The 17485-nt window shown below is 42.4% G+C and carries 11 protein-coding genes and 4 tRNA genes; 1 reads left to right on the top strand and 14 read right to left on the bottom strand.

Annotation, left to right across the window (positions count from 1 at the left end; translation table 11 throughout):
• Positions 1-134: 134 nt before the first annotated feature.
• The 13 genes from AAHF87_RS06955 to AAHF87_RS06895 form a co-directional block, all read right to left on the bottom strand.
• Complete coding sequence (locus AAHF87_RS06955) at positions 135-1745, bottom strand: hypothetical protein (protein WP_342147780.1); 1611 nt, start codon at positions 1743-1745, stop codon at positions 135-137.
• A gap of 292 nt (positions 1746-2037) precedes the next feature.
• Positions 2038-6282 carry a DNA-directed RNA polymerase subunit beta' gene (gene rpoC, locus AAHF87_RS06950; protein WP_342147893.1) on the bottom strand — a complete coding sequence of 1415 codons (4245 nt, stop codon included), beginning with the start codon at positions 6280-6282 and terminating at the stop codon, positions 2038-2040.
• A gap of 232 nt (positions 6283-6514) precedes the next feature.
• Positions 6515-10648 (bottom strand): DNA-directed RNA polymerase subunit beta, encoded by a 4134-nt coding sequence (gene rpoB, locus AAHF87_RS06945; protein ID WP_342147779.1) that lies wholly within the window; start codon positions 10646-10648, stop codon positions 6515-6517.
• 299 nt (positions 10649-10947) lie between these two features.
• Positions 10948-11331 (bottom strand): 50S ribosomal protein L7/L12, encoded by a 384-nt coding sequence (gene rplL, locus AAHF87_RS06940; RefSeq protein WP_342147778.1) that lies wholly within the window; start codon positions 11329-11331, stop codon positions 10948-10950.
• Positions 11332-11495: 164 nt separating this feature from the next.
• Complete coding sequence (gene rplJ / locus AAHF87_RS06935) at positions 11496-12026, bottom strand: 50S ribosomal protein L10 (protein WP_342147777.1); 531 nt, start codon at positions 12024-12026, stop codon at positions 11496-11498.
• Between the two features lie 302 nt (positions 12027-12328).
• Positions 12329-13024: a 50S ribosomal protein L1 gene (rplA, locus tag AAHF87_RS06930; RefSeq protein ID WP_342147776.1), complete on the bottom strand. Its 696-nt coding sequence runs from the start codon at positions 13022-13024 to the stop codon at positions 12329-12331.
• Positions 13017-13460, bottom strand: coding sequence for a 50S ribosomal protein L11 (gene rplK, locus AAHF87_RS06925; RefSeq protein ID WP_342147775.1), 444 nt, complete (start codon positions 13458-13460; stop codon positions 13017-13019). The genes rplA and rplK overlap by 8 nt, the downstream gene beginning before the upstream one ends.
• A 216-nt stretch (positions 13461-13676) precedes the next feature.
• The gene (gene nusG / locus AAHF87_RS06920; protein WP_342147892.1) at positions 13677-14204 is read right to left on the bottom strand and encodes a transcription termination/antitermination protein NusG; all 528 of its coding nucleotides are present in this window, start codon (positions 14202-14204) and stop codon (positions 13677-13679) included.
• 131 nt (positions 14205-14335) lie between these two features.
• Complete coding sequence (gene secE / locus AAHF87_RS06915) at positions 14336-14707, bottom strand: preprotein translocase subunit SecE (RefSeq protein WP_342147774.1); 372 nt, start codon at positions 14705-14707, stop codon at positions 14336-14338.
• A gap of 128 nt (positions 14708-14835) precedes the next feature.
• Positions 14836-14911 (bottom strand) — tRNA-Trp (locus tag AAHF87_RS06910).
• Positions 14912-14921: 10 nt separating this feature from the next.
• Positions 14922-14996 (bottom strand) — tRNA-Thr (locus AAHF87_RS06905).
• A gap of 202 nt (positions 14997-15198) precedes the next feature.
• Positions 15199-15273: transfer RNA gene (locus tag AAHF87_RS06900), tRNA-Gly, on the bottom strand.
• A gap of 22 nt (positions 15274-15295) precedes the next feature.
• Positions 15296-15380 (bottom strand) — tRNA-Tyr (locus AAHF87_RS06895).
• Between the two features lie 114 nt (positions 15381-15494).
• Between AAHF87_RS06895 and AAHF87_RS06890 the strand changes: the two genes are divergently transcribed.
• Positions 15495-16091, top strand: a complete 597-nt coding sequence (locus AAHF87_RS06890; RefSeq protein ID WP_342147773.1) for a MarC family protein — start codon at positions 15495-15497, stop codon at positions 16089-16091.
• 122 nt (positions 16092-16213) lie between these two features.
• Here the strand turns inward: AAHF87_RS06890 and rocD are convergent, their stop codons facing one another.
• Entirely contained in the window at positions 16214-17482 is a 1269-nt protein-coding gene (gene rocD / locus AAHF87_RS06885) for an ornithine--oxo-acid transaminase (protein ID WP_342147772.1), read from the bottom strand.
• Positions 17483-17485 lie beyond the last annotated feature (3 nt).

The following is a 17485-nucleotide window of genomic DNA, read 5'->3' as shown; positions in this document are numbered from 1 at the left end:
AACGCAGTGAATTTTTACTGCTGATTTTCAGGGTTTATGCAAAAAACAAGCTTGGCAAGGTTGTACAAAAGATAAAAAAAATGCACCGACAAGTGCATTTTTATATTCTAAAGAAACTTTATGATGGAATGTAACTAACTGTGGCTTGGCCCTAGCTTTTGCGGTTCTTCTTTTTTCTCAATCTTTTTACCCGCAGCAGCAGGATAAAAAGACGTGTTCATCCCATCTGACTCTCTATTTGCAGCCATAAAGCGTGTAAAGCTGGTGGAAGTCAAATTACCCCCAACTTGCCTGCTCTCCTCACTTATTTTTCTAAGCGTAACGGGTTCATTTGTTACTGCAAGAGTATTTGACACTGGAGCAAATAACGTCGATGAAACTTCTTTAGAAGCACTCCCCTTAACAGAAGAAACTATCACTTTGTTTTTTTCAGGTTTAGCAGCCTCACCAGACTCTAATTGACTTTTATCTACCTTACTCTGTAAATCGCTCGTTTGAAGCTGCTCTAGTAACTTTTTGGGAGTAAAAAAATCACATGGCATTCCCTTTAGCTCTTCAGCTATTATTTCTAAATTCGATGAGCTGTGGTAATTGTTTTTAGCAAGGTCTGCCAGAAGTGTGGCAGACTGTGCAATATAAATCACATTTTGAGATAATGTGCCCTTTCCCACTCTTTCCTCGCTTGATAATTCTACATATTTATCGGGACTCGTAAGACTATTCAATGTTAACACTTCGAAGTCTGGGTCTTGTAAGTCTTGATCTTGCGTTAAATTACGTCGTGACAATTCACCGATGGTTTCTAAAAGAAATGTTTTTTCTGCATCTTTACTAATATCTACATATTTAGTCATTACTTGTGAAGCTTTAAAAACTTGATTAAAATTCATAGTAAGTTTTCTAATGGGCTCAGCTAACTTGTCTGCACCTATACCATTAGCTGAAACTTCCATTATAGTTTCTTTAGCCGCTGCGCTTATAGACTCCAAAGTAGGTTGAATATTTTCAAGTAAATGCTTTTCAATCATGCGCGCTTCTGGAGATGCGGGTATTTTTTTAGTTATTTGATTTAAATCATCGGCCATCTGGCTTAGTTCATCCTGCGGAGGAAGGTTTTGCTTTGCTGTTTCCTCGCACTGTTCCTTCATATGGTCTAGTATCAATGGATACCCATACGCTTTATGAATAGAATTCGCTAACGAACTTGCAGAGCCTAAAGTCTTCGCGATCGTCTTTGAAAGTGTGCTATTGACTGTTCTATCTTCTTTTATTAGCTTTTTATAAGTTTTATCATCCCCAAAAGTCTGGAACTTATTTCCTTCCCCCATTTCATGTTCTGAGATTTTCGCGAGCTTATCGAGGAGATAACTTTTGCTTACATTCTCTTCTTTACCTTGATCAGTTAAGATTTTTGACACCTTATCAAGATCGGAAAGCGCCGTAGTAGCTTTCCTCAAGCAGCTTTGGGACCGCAAAGCTTCCAATTTAGTTAATTTATCTGAATCATGAGGATTGTCTTTTACAGCTTTTTCAGCCTCCAGCAATTCATCCGTACCAACAGTTTTAATAAGCTGTTTCTTACGTGTCAATCCATTCCTTGACACCTCTTGCCTGGCTTCCTCGGCTCTCTGTACTATAACTAACAAGGTATCAGGCGCGTACTCCACCATTTTGTCATCTGCCTGTTTTAGAAATTCAATTCGATGCACTTCCATTTGTTTATCATCCATTAAATCAACGTTCATAATTATTTTCCTTTTTGAAAAGGAGATTAGGATAGCATTTTTTCTCACATTTCGAGCACGTAAAATATTAATCGTCATTGCGAGCGCGTAAAATATTAATCGTCATTGCGAGCGCGTAAAATATTAATCGTCATTGCGAGCGCGTAGCGCGCGGCAATCCATAGATGGCCACGTTCACTGATATTTCGGCCTCGCCATGACGCTCATTATTGAGCGCAAAGACAAAAAAAATGCACCGTAAAGTGCATTTTTTTCTAAATTTTCTAAACTAGAGAAAACTTAACCATATTAATTATGATTTCTCATCTTTCTTCGGTTCAGATAAGGCCTGACTCAGCGCTTGTTCCACGTCACTGGCGGTCATTTGAGCTGGCGCCGCCGCAGCCGTTAAACGTTGTTGCTTTGCCAATACATTAGCCGCCCGTTGACGACGTGCTTCAGCATGATAAGCAAATCCAGTTCCTGCAGGAATTAAACGGCCAACAATCACGTTTTCTTTCAATCCTTTCAGTTCATCACGTTTTCCAGTGACCGCGGCTTCGGTTAATACGCGTGTGGTTTCTTGGAAAGATGCGGCTGAGATAAAGGAATCCGTCGCTAACGAGGCTTTGGTAATACCTAACAATACAGCTTCAAAGCGTGCCGGTAATTTATTTTCCGCAACCAGCTTCCTGTTTTCTTCTTTGAGACGTGATTCTTCCAATTGCTCGCCTTTTAAGTAACGACTTTCACCGGAGTCAAGAATATTTACTTTACGTAACATTTGACGCACGATCACCTCAATGTGTTTATCATTGATCTTCACACCTTGTAGTCGATACACTTCTTGAACTTCGCTGACGATGTAATTAGTCAGTGCGTTAATCCCTAGCAAACGTAAAATATCATGTGGGTTCAAAGGTCCATCGGCGACAATTTCACCGCGCTCGACATGTTCACCTTCAAACACCGTCACGTGACGCCATTTAGGAATGAGCGCCTCAAACGCTTCGCCGTTGCTACCGGTAATCACTAAACGTCGTTTACCTTTGGTTTCTTTACCAAAACTAATGATACCGGAAATTTCCGCCAAGATGGCAGGCTCTTTAGGCTTACGTGCTTCAAAAAGATCCGCGACACGCGGTAAACCACCGGTAATATCACGCGTTTTTGAAGTTTCTTGTGGAATACGTGCAACGATGTCACCCACGCCTACCGCAGCACCATCTTCCAAGCTCAAAATAGCATTAATCGGTAAGAAATAATGTGCTGGCAAACGCGTACCGGGCAAGAACAGATCATTACCTTCTTTATCGGTCAGTCGTACCATAGGACGTAATTCTTTACCTCCTGAGCCACGCTGTTTGGAATCCATGACCACAATACTGGTTAAACCGGTGAGTTCATCGGTTTGTCGATTCATGGTAATGCCATCGATTAAGTCGATAAACTTAACATAACCGGCTACTTCAGTAACAACAGGATGCGTATGCGGATCCCATTGCGCGATTAATTGTCCTGGTACCACTTCGGTACCGTCAGAAACTTTAATGGCAGCACCATAAGGCAGCTTATAACGCTCTCTTTCGCGACCTTGTGGATCCAATAACGTTAATTCGCCTGAACGTGAGACCGTCACATAATGCCCATCGTTGTGTTTGACGAGCTTGATATTATGCAATTTAATGCGGCCCTTAGACTTTACTTGGATATGATTAGCCAAAGCCACCTGCGAAGCCGCACCACCAATATGGAAGGTACGCATGGTTAACTGTGTACCGGGTTCCCCTATCGACTGAGCGGCGATAACGCCGACTGATTCACCGATACCCACTAAATGACCACGCGCTAAGTCACGGCCATAACAGGCCGCACAGATACCATATTTAGCTTCACAGGTAATCGGCGAACGCACATTCACTTGGTCCACGGCGCGTTCTTCCAAGATATTGACCCAGTCTTCATCTAATAAGGTTCCCTTATTCACTACAATATCATCACTGCCCGGTAAGCTAACATCTTCAGCCAATACACGGCCTAATACTCGCTCACGTAATGGCACCATGATTTCTCCGCCTTCAACATGGGGAGTAATAGCAATGCCTAAGGTCGCTCCGCAATCATCTTCAGTGACAACCATATCTTGTGCCACGTCAACCAGACGGCGAGTCAAATAACCAGAATTAGCGGTCTTAAGCGCGGTATCCGCCAAACCTTTACGCGCACCGTGCGTAGAAATAAAGTATTGTAATACGTCTAAACCTTCACGGAAGTTAGCCGTAATCGGTGTCTCAATAATAGTACCGTCCGGTTTAGTCATCAAACCTCGCATACCGGCCAACTGACGCATTTGCGCGGGTGAACCCCGGGCACCTGAGTCTGCCATCATATACACTGGATTAAATGACTCTTGGGATACAATAGTCCCATCAGCAGCCGTAACATTTTCGGTGGCTAATTTTTCCATCATCGCTTTAGCCACTTGATCATTGGTACGCGACCAAATATCAACAACCTTGTTATAACGTTCTCCCTGCGTGACTAAACCGGATGCATATTGTGCTTCAATTTCTTTTACTTCGGTTTCTGCGGCTGCAATAATTGCGGCTTTATTTTCAGGAATGATTAAATCTTCAATCCCGACCGAAATACCGGCACGTGTGGCGTAGCCAAAGCCGGTATACATCAATTTATCCGCAAAAATAACCGTCGCTTTCAAACCCAAGCGTCGATAACATTCATTGATAAGACTTAATATCGCTTTTTTATTCAGTGTCTTATTAATTAAAGAAAACGGTAAACCATCTGGCAGCGTTTCACGTAATAAAGCTCTACCCACTGTGGAGTCAATTAACTTAACTGTTTCGTTACGCTCACCTTTTGCATCGAATAACACTTCGGTTATTCGAACTTTAATCTTAGCATGTAAGTCTGCATAGCCTGCATCATACAATTGACGCACGTCGTTAACATCGGCACAAATTAAACCTTCTCCTTTGGCATTAATTTTGTCGCGGGTTAAATAATAAAGACCTAAAACCACATCTTGCGTTGGCAGTATGATTGGCTCGCCATTCGCAGGAGATAAAATGTTGTTAGTCGACATCATCAACGTACGTGCTTCCAGCTGAGCTTCGATGGTTAATGGCACGTGTACCGCCATTTGGTCACCGTCAAAGTCCGCGTTATACGCTGTACAAACTAAAGGATGCAATTGGATAGCTTTGCCTTCGACTAATATAGGTTCGAATGCCTGAATACCTAAACGATGCAAGGTAGGCGCTCGGTTTAATAATACTGGATGTTCGCGGATCACATCTTCGAGGATATCCCACACTTCCGGCGACTCATTTTCTACCATTTTCTTAGCGGCTTTAATCGTAGACGCTAAACCACGGAATTGTAATTTACTTAAAATAAAAGGCTTAAATAACTCTAAAGCCATTTTTTTCGGTAAGCCACATTGATGTAATTTTAAAGTAGGACCGACTACGATGACCGAACGACCGGAATAATCGACACGTTTACCCAGTAAGTTTTGTCTAAATCGACCTTGTTTACCTTTGATCATATCCGCCAAAGATTTTAATGGTCGTTTATTACTGCCGGTAATAGCACGACCTCGTCGGCCATTATCCAATAACGCGTCCACTGATTCTTGCAGCATGCGTTTTTCGTTACGCACGATAATGTCAGGCGCGTTTAGATCTAATAAACGCTTAAGACGGTTATTACGATTGATCACACGCCGATAAAGATCATTCAGATCCGATGTCGCAAAACGCCCACCATCTAAAGGTACTAAAGGACGTAAATCAGGTGGTAACACGGGTAATACCGTTAACACCATCCATTCTGGTTTATTGCCGGATTGATCGAATCCTTCCAACAGTTTTAAACGTTTAGAAAATTTCTTTAATTTGGTTTCTGAACTGGTATTCGGAATCTCTTCACGTAGAGTATTGATCTCTTCCTTCATATTTAAGGTGATCAGTAGTTGCTGTATGGCTTCGGCGCCCATACGCGCATCAAATTCGTCACCATGTTCCTCAATAGCTTCTAAGTATTGTTCATCTGTTAAAAGCTGGCCGCGTTCTAACGTCGTCATACCGGGTTCTATAACCACGAATGCTTCAAAATACAGCACACGTTCTATATCGCGTAAAGTCATATCGAGTAGTAAACCGATACGTGACGGTAACGACTTTAAAAACCAAATATGGGCGACTGGGCTGGCCAGTTCGACGTGACCCATACGTTCACGTCGTACTTTGGTCAATGCCACTTCGACACCACATTTTTCACAAATCACACCACGATGTTTAAGCCGTTTGTACTTACCGCATAAACACTCATAGTCCTTAATCGGCCCAAATATTTTTGCACAAAACAAACCATCTCTTTCCGGTTTGAACGTACGATAATTAATGGTCTCAGGTTTTTTGACTTCGCCATAAGACCAGGTGCGAATCATTTCTGGCGAAGCTAAGGAGATACGAATATTATCAAACTCATCTAAATAATCTTCTTGCTTCAAAATACCAAGTAAATCTGACATTAATGGCCTATCAGCCATCTTCATTTCAGATAACGCCTTTATTCTATCGCTATTGGTATACGTAGATTGCATTGCCTCAGCCATAATCGCCAGATTTTCTTGGCTTGGCATTTTTTTAGCTTCATCAGAAGTTGATGAAATTTCTTCAGGCATAGTGTGATTCTCTTCCTCTGCTTTTATAAAAAGGTCTGATCTAGGTTTAGACGTTGCCAAGGTAATACTCCACTTCAGATTAATCTTTGGTTTCTAATTCTGCATTAATCGCCAAGGAGCGTATTTCCTTGACTAATACGTTAAATGATTCTGGCATACCCGCTTCCATTTGATGGTCACCATCCACAATATTCTTGTACATCTTGGTTCGGCCGGCAACGTCATCCGATTTGACTGTTAACATTTCTTGTAAGGTATAAGCCGCTCCATAAGCTTCTAACGCCCAAACTTCCATTTCACCAAATCGCTGACCACCAAATTGCGCTTTACCGCCCAGTGGTTGTTGAGTGACTAAACTATACGATCCGGTAGAGCGCGCATGCATCTTATCATCGACTAAATGATTCAATTTGAGCATGTACATATAACCTACCGTAACGGGCCGTTCAAAACGTTCGCCGGTTCTGCCGTCGTAGAGCGTGGTTTGCCCTGACTCTGGTAAATCAGCCAAGCGTAACATGCGTTTTATTTCCGCTTCGGTCACACCATCAAAAACCGGTGTGGCCATAGGTACGCCACTACGTAAATTTTGCGCCAGCTCAACAACAGACTCATCCGATAATTTGTCTAAATCTACTTTTTGCGCCGTTTCCTTAGTATCGTTGTAAATAGACCCTAAGAAGTGTTTAATTTCTTTAATATTTTTTTGCGCATCCAGCATACCCGCAATTTTGATACCTAAACCTTTTGCTGCCCAACCTAAATGCGTTTCCAGCACCTGTCCCACGTTCATACGTGATGGCACACCTAAAGGATTAAGAACGATATCAACCGGCGTACCATCTTCCATGTAAGGCATATCTTCGACAGGAATAATGGTAGAAATAACCCCTTTATTACCATGTCGACCAGCCATCTTATCTCCCGGCTGAATACAGCGTTTGATGGCTAAATGAACTTTAACGATCTTAAGTACGCCTGGCGGTAAATCATCGCCTTGAGTTAATTTTTTGCGTTTATTCTCAAACTTTTCATCTAGGGCAAGACGCGCTGCTTCTAACTGTTTGGCAACCGCTTCCAATTGCTGGTTAGCCGCTTCATCACGCAAGCTGACAGAGAACCATTGATCTTTAGCCAGTTGTTGTAAATATTCCAATGTAACTTTACTACCGGACTTTAATTTATTTGGCCCACTACTTGCCGTAGCACCGACTAATAAGGTCTCTAGACGTTGATAACAATCATTTTCTAAAATTCTAAACTCGTCGTATAAGTCTTTCTTAACTTGATCTAGAGCCATTTCTTCGATACTTAACGCACGTTTATCTTTTTCTAAACCATCTCGCGTAAATACTTGAACATCAATGACGGTACCACGCATTCCAGAAGGAACACGTAACGAACTGTCTTTTACATCCGATGCTTTTTCACCAAATATAGCGCGTAAGAGTTTTTCTTCGGGTGTCAACTGTGTTTCACCTTTTGGTGTCACTTTTCCAACCAGTATGTCACCCGCTTCTACCCAAGCGCCTAAATGCACAATACCTGACTCATCCAATTTAGAGAGTGCACTCTCTCCGACATTGGGAATATCCGATGAGACTTCTTCGGTGCCTAATTTAGTGTCACGTGCGGTACAGGTTAACTCTTCGATATGTATCGTGGTGAAACGATCTTCCGAAACGACGCGTTCAGAAATCAAAATAGAATCTTCAAAGTTATACCCATTCCAAGGCATAAAGGCGACCAGTAGATTACGCCCTAAAGCTAACTCACCTAAATCGGTAGAAGGGCCATCCGCCATCACGTCGCCTTTCTTAATCATATCGCCTTTCTTTACTAAAGGTCGTTGATTAATACAGGTGTTCTGATTAGAGCGCGTATATTTTGTCAGATTATAAATATCCACACCCGCGGTGCCTGCTGTCGCTTCTTCATCATCAACACGCACAACGATACGACCGGCATCCACTGAATCAATGAAACCACCACGCTTTGCCACTACGACTACGCCTGAGTCGACCGCTACTTTACGTTCCATACCGGTACCCACTAAAGGTTTTTCGGTACGCAAGGTAGGCACGGCTTGACGTTGCATGTTCGAACCCATCAACGCACGGTTCGCATCGTCATGCTCTAAAAAGGGAATCAAGGAAGCGGCCACCGAAACAACTTGAGCCGGTGAAATATCCATATAATTGACTTTGTCCGCTGTTGTCAGCATCGACTCATTACGGTGTCGAGAAGGAATTAAATCATCGATCAACTTACCATGACCGTCAAGCCGTGTGTTGGCCTGCGCAATGACATATTTACCTTCTTCAATGGCAGATAAATATTGAATCTCTTTGGTTACTTTACCATTTTCAACTTTACGGTACGGTGTTTCAAGAAAACCATAATGGTTGGTTCGAGCATACACCGCCAAGGAATTGATCAAACCAATATTGGGTCCTTCAGGTGTTTCAATCGGACAAACCCGACCGTAGTGGGTTGGGTGTACGTCACGAACTTCAAAACCTGCTCGCTCACGGGTTAAACCGCCGGGCCCTAAGGCAGATACGCGGCGTTTATGCGTAATTTCTGAGAGAGGATTCACCTGATCCATGAACTGCGATAATTGACTGGAACCAAAAAACTCTTTAATTGCCGCTGAGATAGGCTTAGCATTAATCAGATCTTGTGGCATTAAATTTTCAGATTCAGCCACGCTTAAACGATCTCTGACGGCTCGTTCAACACGCACTAAACCAATACGGAATTGGTTTTCGGCCATTTCACCGACACTACGTACGCGACGATTACCCAAATGATCGATATCATCTACCTCACCTTTACCATTGCGTATTTCGATCAATGCGCGTAACACAGCCACAATATCATCTTTGGTCAAGGTACCAGACCCAGTAATTTCTTCACGACCTAAGCGACGATTAAATTTCATCCGTCCTACTGCAGATAAATCGTAACGATCCAAAACAAAAAATAAATTTTTAAATAAAGCTTCTGCGGCTTCTTTAGTGGGTGGCTCACCCGGACGCATCATACGGTAAATTTCGACTAAGGCTTCTTGCTGACTGTGACTTGGATCAATACGCAAAGTAGTAGAGATATAAGCGCCTGAATCCAAATCGTTGGTATATAAGGTTTCTATTTTTTCTATCTGGGCTTCTATCAATTTTTTGACAATATCTGCGCTTAGTTCTGTGTTGGCTTCAAACAGAATTTCGCCAGTTTCAGCATTAATAATAGGCTTAGCCAATGTTTTGCCAATCAAATAATCTAGCGGTAACTCTAAGTGTTTAATTTTAGCCTTTTCTATTTCGCGAATTTGTCTTACAGCAATACGTCGACCTTGCTCAACAATGACTTTGCCACTGGCATCTTTAATATCAAAGCTGGCTATTTCACCACGCAAACGCTCGGGCACTAAATCTAAAACAATCTTCTCACCCTTTAGATGAAAAACATTATTACTAAAAAATAACTCTAATATCTCTTCTGAAGTGTATCCTAATGCGCGTAATAATATGGTTGCGGCTAATTTACGTCGTCTATCGATACGAACAAACAAATTATCCTTAGGATCAAATTCAAAATCTAACCAAGAACCACGATACGGAATAATTCTCGCCGCGTACAACAACTTACCTGAAGAATGAGTTTTACCTTTATCATGTTCGAAAAACACACCGGGCGAACGATGTAATTGTGAAACAACCACACGATCCGTTCCATTAATTACAAAACTTCCGGTATCGGTCATCAAGGGCAATTCACCCATGTAAACTTCTTGCTCTTTAATATATTTGAGCTTAGTTGAGCCTGGCGCTGCTTCTTTATCATAAATAATTAAACGCATTTTCACACGTAAAGGAGCACCATAAGTTAAACCGCGTGCTTGGCATTCTTTAACATCAAAAGGTGGTTGTCCTATACGATAATTAATATATTCTAACGTAGCTTCGCCACCGGAATAAGAAGAAATAGGAAATATAGATTTAAAAGCGGCATTAAGCCCCACATCTTCCAGCGCATCCGACGAGGTACCTGTTTGTAAAAATCGATGATACGACTCAATTTGCGTCGCTAATAAATAGGGCGCTTCCATTATAGTCGCTTGTTTACCAAAATTTTTACGAATACGTTTTTTTTCAGTAAACGAATAAGGGGTATTTGTTTGCTCAGTTGCTGGGGATGTCCGAATTACCATCTAAAGTTCACCTAGTTAGAGAACAGAATAAATAAAGAAAAATCGCGCCCATTATATCTGGGCCTATATTAGTGTTGGCTAGTAATGCTTAAGCCTATAAAGCCTATTATTTAGAATAGCGCTTTACTCTCGTTCTAAGTCCCTTTTTAGCCTAAGTCCTTACGATCAACATCGTCTTAAACCTGAATCTTATATAATGTGCTGCACGTTTAAAGATTAAAAGTATATGCTTAGAAACGAGTTTCATAACATAAAGAATGCCCAGCATAAATCTGAGCATTCTTTTAGTGTTATAAAACTTATTTCATTTCGCCTACAGCTTTAGCTTCTGTAAGCTTAGCGATAAGCTTTTCGGCATCTGCTTTAGACATACCTTCTTTAATGACTGCTTTAGGTGCTGATTCAACTAAATCCTTAGCTTCTTTTAAGCCAAGACCAGTCTCTTCGCGCACTACTTTAATCACATTGATCTTATTAGGACCCACTTCTTTCAACTCAACATTGAATTCGGTCTTTTCTTCAACCGCTGCTGCTGCTGCACCCGGTGCTGCTGCCACGGCGACTGTAGCGGCAGCTGCAGAAACACCAAATTTATCTTCCATATTCTTAATAAGATCAACAACTTCCATGACACTCATGTTAGAAATTGTATCTAATACATCTTCTTTTGCTTTAGCATTCATATTAATCACTCCAAAAAAATAACTTTAACTTATACTCTTCGCGCTTGAATTTTTGTCTGTGTTGACGCTCAACTCCCAATCCTCATGTATATTACATACACTCCGGTTGCTCATTTTCGCGACGCCTTGCCAAAAATCCCATTGCTGTGAGTATATACAGCGCATTATGCGGCTGCTTGTTGCTTTTCACGCACAGCAGCCAACGTACGTACCAGTTTGGCTTGTGGTTCAGCCAGTGTACGTACTAACTTAGTAATCGGTGCTTTCATAACTGCCATTAATGTCGCAATTGCTTCATTACGGGTTGGAAGATTCGCGAGTTTTTCGAGTTCATTCACCGCCAATAATTGACCATCAAAGGCAACTGCCTTAACGACCAATTTTTCATTTTGCTTAGTAAATGTTCGAATAAGCCGCGCTGCTGCACCTGGCTCTTGTTGGGAAAATGCCAAAAGTAAAGGGCCTACCAGCGTGTCTTGTAAACACGCAAAGCCTGTACCTTCTAAAGCACGACGCGCCAAGGTATTACGCACGACACGTAAATACACTCCAGAACTGCGTGCTTGTAAGCGTAATTGACTCATTTCCCCCACACTTAAACCACGATATTCAGCAGTGACTGCTGATAACGCATTTTTTGCAACCTCTCCAACTTCCGCAACAATGGCCTGTTTATCTTCAAGTCTTAATGTCACGTTGGTTTTCTCCTCATGTATTGTTCAACCATCGACTATTACTGGATGATGGTTAAAGGCTCGGTGGCCATAAAGGTTCACCGTCTGCGTAGGTAATAAATTAAGCGCCAAATTATCAAGAGGGACTTTGAAATCTATCTTTTTAATGCCGGCACACCTACGGTCTCCGACAGTTAGAGGGAAAGCCCTTTAACTGCGAATTCATTCCCACTATTATATCAAGTGGGGGTAGCTCTTCTATCCTAAATACGCTAAATAGTCAAGCCGTAAACGCCAATTTTACGTTATTCCGGATACTCTGCTTAACTTGCTTCTAAGGATGCTAAATTAATTAATAGGCCGGGTCCCATCGTGCTGGATAGACTCAGCTTTTTAAAATAAATGCCTTTAGCCGTGGCTGGTTTGGCTTTTTTAACCGCCCCTACTAGCACCTCTAAATTCTGTAGCAATTGCTGAGTCTCAAAGTTCAACTTACCAATAGTACAGTGGATTATTCCGCCTTTGTCAGCACGGTAACGCACCTGTCCTGACTTCGCGTTAGCAACTGCCGTAGTTACATCCATGGTTACGGTGCCTATCTTAGGATTAGGCATCAAGCCTCTTGGTCCTAATATCTGACCCAGCTGACCAACCAAGCGCATCGCATCTGGCGTTGCAATGAGTACATCAAAATCTAAATTACCGGCTTTGATGCTTTCAGCCAAATCCTCAGAACCTACGATATCAGCACCGGCTGCCTTTGCGGCTTCGGCATTAGCTGCCTGAGCAAACACGGCAACACGCGGTGTTTTACCTGTTCCATGAGGCAATACTACCGCACCGCGAACAGTTTGGTCGGATTTACGTGGGTCAATACCTAAATTGATACTAACATCGATGCTTTGGTTGAATTTAACTGGAAATTCTTTGAGTAAGGTGATGGCTTCTGCTACCGTATATATCTTCCCGGCTTGCAGCTTTTCATTAATCACACGGAAACGTTTACTTAACTTAGCCATTTTTAGCTTCCCCCTCGACTTCAACACCCATATTACGCGCCGTACCCGCTATTGTGCGCATAGCAGCTTCTAAATCACCTGCGGTTAGATCGGGCATTTTAACTGTTGCAATCTCAGCCAGTTGTTTGCGAGTAATTTTACCGACTTTATTTTTGTTGGGGATACTACTCGCTTTGCTGATCCCGGCTGCCTTCATAATTAAATAAGAAGCAGGCGGAGTTTTGATAATAAAGGTAAAGCTACGATCGGTATGCACCGTAATCACTACCGGCATTGGCATGCCTTTTTCGACATTTTGCGTACGCGCATTAAAGGCCTTGCAAAACTCCATAATATTCACACCTTGTTGTCCCAAAGCAGGGCCAATAGGTGGCGCAGGATTAGCCTCGCCGGCTTTTACCTGTAATTTCACATAGGCTTGTACTTTCTTTGCCATTTTTACCTCCGGGTCTAGCGCTTAGCTCTGTCACTAAGCTTCCCATCGTTTATTTATACTCTTCGCACTTTAATTTTTGACTGTGTTGCCGTTCAACTCGCAATCCTCATGTATAGAACCTACACTCCGGTTGCTCATTTTCCCGGCGCCTTGTCAAAAATCCCATTGCTATGAGTATGTTTCTATCCCTTCTCATTAGAAAAGGGGCCAAATGCATCAAGCTTTTTTAACTTGACCAAACTCTAATTCAACCGGCGTGGAGCGACCAAAAATGATGACCGAAACACGCATACGGTTTTTTTCATAGTTTACTTCTTCAACTTCACCATTAAAGTCAGCGAAAGGTCCATCCACGACTCGTACCACTTCACCTACTTCGAACAAGACTTTAGGCCGAGGCTTATCTACGCCTTCTTGCATACGTTGTAAAATCTTATCAACCTCTTTACTGCTCAGAGGCACTGGCTTGTCGCTGGTTCCGCCAATAAATTTGATCACTCCTGGTGTTTTTTGAACAAGATACCAACTATCTTCATCCATATCCATTTCGACTAAGACATAGCCTGGATAAAATTTGCGTGCTGTTTTGCGCTTCCGACCTTGGTGAATTTCGACCACTTCTTCAGTCGGTACAATAATTTGACCAAATTTCTCTGTTAGGCCTTGTTGTTTAATTCGTTCATTTAAAGCATCTAAAACCTTGCGCTCATATCCTGAGCGTGCTTGTACGACATACCACTGCATAGGTCCATGCGTGGTTTTTTCTTCTGCTATAGATGATTTTTCAGTTGAAACAGGATCGTTTGACGATTGCTCTGAAACATCGGAATGAAGTTCTGATTTTTTTTCTGTCATACGTTAACTATCCTCTTCATTTACGCTGTTAAAAAAGCAACTGCCCATAACAGGAGTGTATCTATACCCCATAAAAACAAGCCCGCGACAACAACCATCGCCATCACAATCAAAGTAGTGCGCACGGTTTCTTCGCGTGTTGGCCACACAACTTTGCGCAGTTCAGCACGTGAAGCTTGTGCAAACACCCAAAATCGCCGCCCTAGAGTCGTATAAAAAAATAATGATGCTAGCACCAGCGCATCTATTATCCAGCCTATCAAGCGAATAGCAATGGCCTGATGAGAGAAATAATTATTGGCGTAAATAGCCAATAGAAGAACGACTCCCATCGCTATCCAGAGTATGGAGTCTCTACTAGTAGCCTTGCTTTCAAGCTTTGCGTTCTTCATTTCGCCTATTTCTATATTTTCTGTAAAAACTGAGTCACTTGATTTCCTGCATGCCACATCTTAAACCGCAGCATTCGATATCAAATACCTTTAGTTTAGTCATTTAACCCTGCCAAACTTGGATTTTTTGGCAGGCCAGGAGGGAATCGAACCCCCAACCTGCGGTTTTGGAGACCGCCGCTCTGCCAATTGAGCTACTGGCCTAAACATCTCATGGAGCCCACAACCGGGATCGAACCGGTGACCTCTTCCTTACCAAGGAAGTGCTCTACCACTGAGCCATGTGGGCCTCTGCATATCACACTCTTCGCACTTGACATTGTCTGTGTATCGCGCGGATCGCAATCCTCATGTATCATGAACACATTCCGGTTGCTTCATTTTCGCGTCGCCTTGCCAAAAATCCAATTGCTGTGACTGTATGATTTCTTTGTCCTTTTTTCCCATTCTGGATTTAAGGTTATTTGTCCAGTTTGTTCGTCCTGCATTTCTGGAGCGGGTGATGGGAATCGAACCCACATAGCCAGCTTGGAAGGCTGGAATTCTAACCGTTGAACTACACCCGCATGTATAATATTTAAAATTAACTGGTGGAGGGGGAAGGATTCGAACCTTCGAAGGCTGAGCCGGCAGATTTACAGTCTGCTCCCTTTGGCCGCTCGGGAACCCCTCCTCAAAATTGAGGGGCTATTTTGCGAAAGTCAAGGCTAGATGTCAACCACTATCTCAATTACAATACATAAATATTTTCCGTGTACGCTTCGCGCTTTTTATTATGCATTTTCAAATGAACATTTATTCCGCTGCAGTGACACTTTTTTTAGTCATGGATCCGCTCGGAAATATCCCCGTTTTCCTATCGTTACTCAAACAAGTTGATCCAAAGCGACGTACCAGAATTATTTTGCGTGAAAGTTTAATTGCATTTGCCATCCTGACACTTTTTTTATTTTGCGGAAAGCCTATCTTAGATAGTTTACATATTACTGAAGAAGCATTAGGTATTGCAGGCGGAATTATTTTATTTCTTATTGCGATCAAAATGTTATTTCCTATGGGACAAAATAAGTTGGCCGAGCAAACTCACGGAGAACCCTTTATCGTTCCTATGGCCATTCCTTTGCTTGCTGGCCCTTCCTCCATGACCACTGTCATCTTATTCGCCAGCCAAGCTCCGCATCAAATGAGTAAATGGTTTGCAGCCTTAGCAGCCGCTTCATTGATAGCGACCTTACTACTTTTAATTGCTGTACCTTTACAAAAATTATTAGGCGTTAAAGTTATCGCTGCATTAGAACGTTTAATGGGAATGATATTGACCACCATTGCGGTACAAATGTTTTTAACCGGCTTAGGTACCTACCTTAGCACTCTTCGCACTTGAATTTTTTTCTGCGTTTCCGCTCAACTCGCAATCCTCATGGTTATTGTATAAACCAGATTCTTGCATGGACGCGGCACTTGCCAAAAATCCAATTGCTATGAGTATCTTTGATCAATATGCTTTTAATTTTGCTGAACGGTATTCGCTAACAATACTTTTTTTAAGATGCTTAAGGCTTCATCTAACTGTTCCTTGCTAATGACTAAAGGCGGCGCTAAGCGAATAACGGTATCGTGGGTTTCATAGCTTAATAAACCCTGCTCTAACAACTGTAAAACAATATCACGCCCTTTTGCATAGCGTCCATCCAGTTCGACACCGATAAATAAACCTTTACCGCGAATTTCTTTGATGAGTGGTGATGCTATTTTTAATAGGTTTTGATGCAAATAATCGCCTAACTCTGCTGAACGTTGGATTAGGTTTTCATCAAATAGTATGTTTAAAGCTTCTAATGCGACTGTAGCCGCTAAGGGATTCCCGCCAAAAGTACTGCCATGATCGCCCGGTGTAAAAACATCCATCACTTCACGACGACTTAAAAATAAAGACACCGGTAGTAAGCCGCCACCTAATGCTTTACCTAGAATCAAAGCATCTGGTTTAGTATGCTCATGTTCGCATGCCAAAAATTTTCCTGTTCTACCTAAACCGGTTTGTATTTCATCAAAAATGAGTAACACATTATTTTCTCGACAAATTTTGGCAATGGCTTGCAAATATCCTGAGGGTGGCACAACTATGCCTCGCTCACCTTGAATAGGTTCGACTAAAAATGCCGCGGTATTAGGCGTGATTGCAGCTGATAATGCCTCGGCATCACCATATTCTATGGTTTTAAATCCTGGAGCAAAAGGCCCAAAACCCAACTGATACTGTGGTTTTGATGACATGCCCACCACGGTGGTGGTACGGCCATGAAAGTTGCCACGACAAACAACAATCTCGGCTTGATTTTGTGCCACTTTTTTAACGGTATAAGCCCATTTTCTAGCAGCTTTAATCGCTGTTTCTACCGCTTCAACACCGGTGTTCATCGGTAAAGCACGATCCATCTGCGTTAAGTCGCAGACCTGCTTTAAAAAAGCGCCCAACCTATCGCTATGAAAAGCGCGTGAACACACCGACAAGCGTTGTGCTTGCTGCGTTAAAACCTGCACTAACCGCGGATGACTATGTCCGTGACTCACTGCTGAATAAGCACTCATCATATCGATATAACGCTTACCGGCGGTATCCCACACTTCGGCACCCAAACCACGTGTAAGCACCACCGGCAAAGGATCATAATTGGCCGCGCCATACCGTTGCTCCAACTCGATGGGATTATTCAGTCTTAGATCGTTAGAAGATTCTGACTGTTGATCGGCGATGGCGCTTTGCTTACTCATTTA

The organism is Rickettsiella endosymbiont of Aleochara curtula, assembly GCF_964030935.1.
Classification (GTDB): domain Bacteria; phylum Pseudomonadota; class Gammaproteobacteria; order Diplorickettsiales; family Diplorickettsiaceae; genus Aquirickettsiella.
This window is presented reverse-complemented; position numbering and strand designations above follow the sequence as displayed.

Coding starts and splice junctions, on each gene's coding strand:
- AAHF87_RS06955 (WP_342147780.1), bottom strand. CDS start 1,745: ATGAACGTTGATTTAATGGATGATAAACAAATGGAAGTGCATCGAATT.
- rpoC (WP_342147893.1), bottom strand. CDS start 6,282: ATGTCAGATTTACTTGGTATTTTGAAGCAAGAAGATTATTTAGATGAG.
- rpoB (WP_342147779.1), bottom strand. CDS start 10,648: ATGGTAATTCGGACATCCCCAGCAACTGAGCAAACAAATACCCCTTAT.
- rplL (WP_342147778.1), bottom strand. CDS start 11,331: ATGAATGCTAAAGCAAAAGAAGATGTATTAGATACAATTTCTAACATG.
- rplA (WP_342147776.1), bottom strand. CDS start 13,024: ATGGCTAAGTTAAGTAAACGTTTCCGTGTGATTAATGAAAAGCTGCAA.
- rplK (WP_342147775.1), bottom strand. CDS start 13,460: ATGGCAAAGAAAGTACAAGCCTATGTGAAATTACAGGTAAAAGCCGGC.
- nusG (WP_342147892.1), bottom strand. CDS start 14,204: ATGCAGTGGTATGTCGTACAAGCACGCTCAGGATATGAGCGCAAGGTT.
- secE (WP_342147774.1), bottom strand. CDS start 14,707: ATGAAGAACGCAAAGCTTGAAAGCAAGGCTACTAGTAGAGACTCCATA.
- AAHF87_RS06890 (WP_342147773.1), top strand. CDS start 15,495: ATGAACATTTATTCCGCTGCAGTGACACTTTTTTTAGTCATGGATCCG.
- rocD (WP_342147772.1), bottom strand. CDS start 17,482: ATGAGTAAGCAAAGCGCCATCGCCGATCAACAGTCAGAATCTTCTAAC.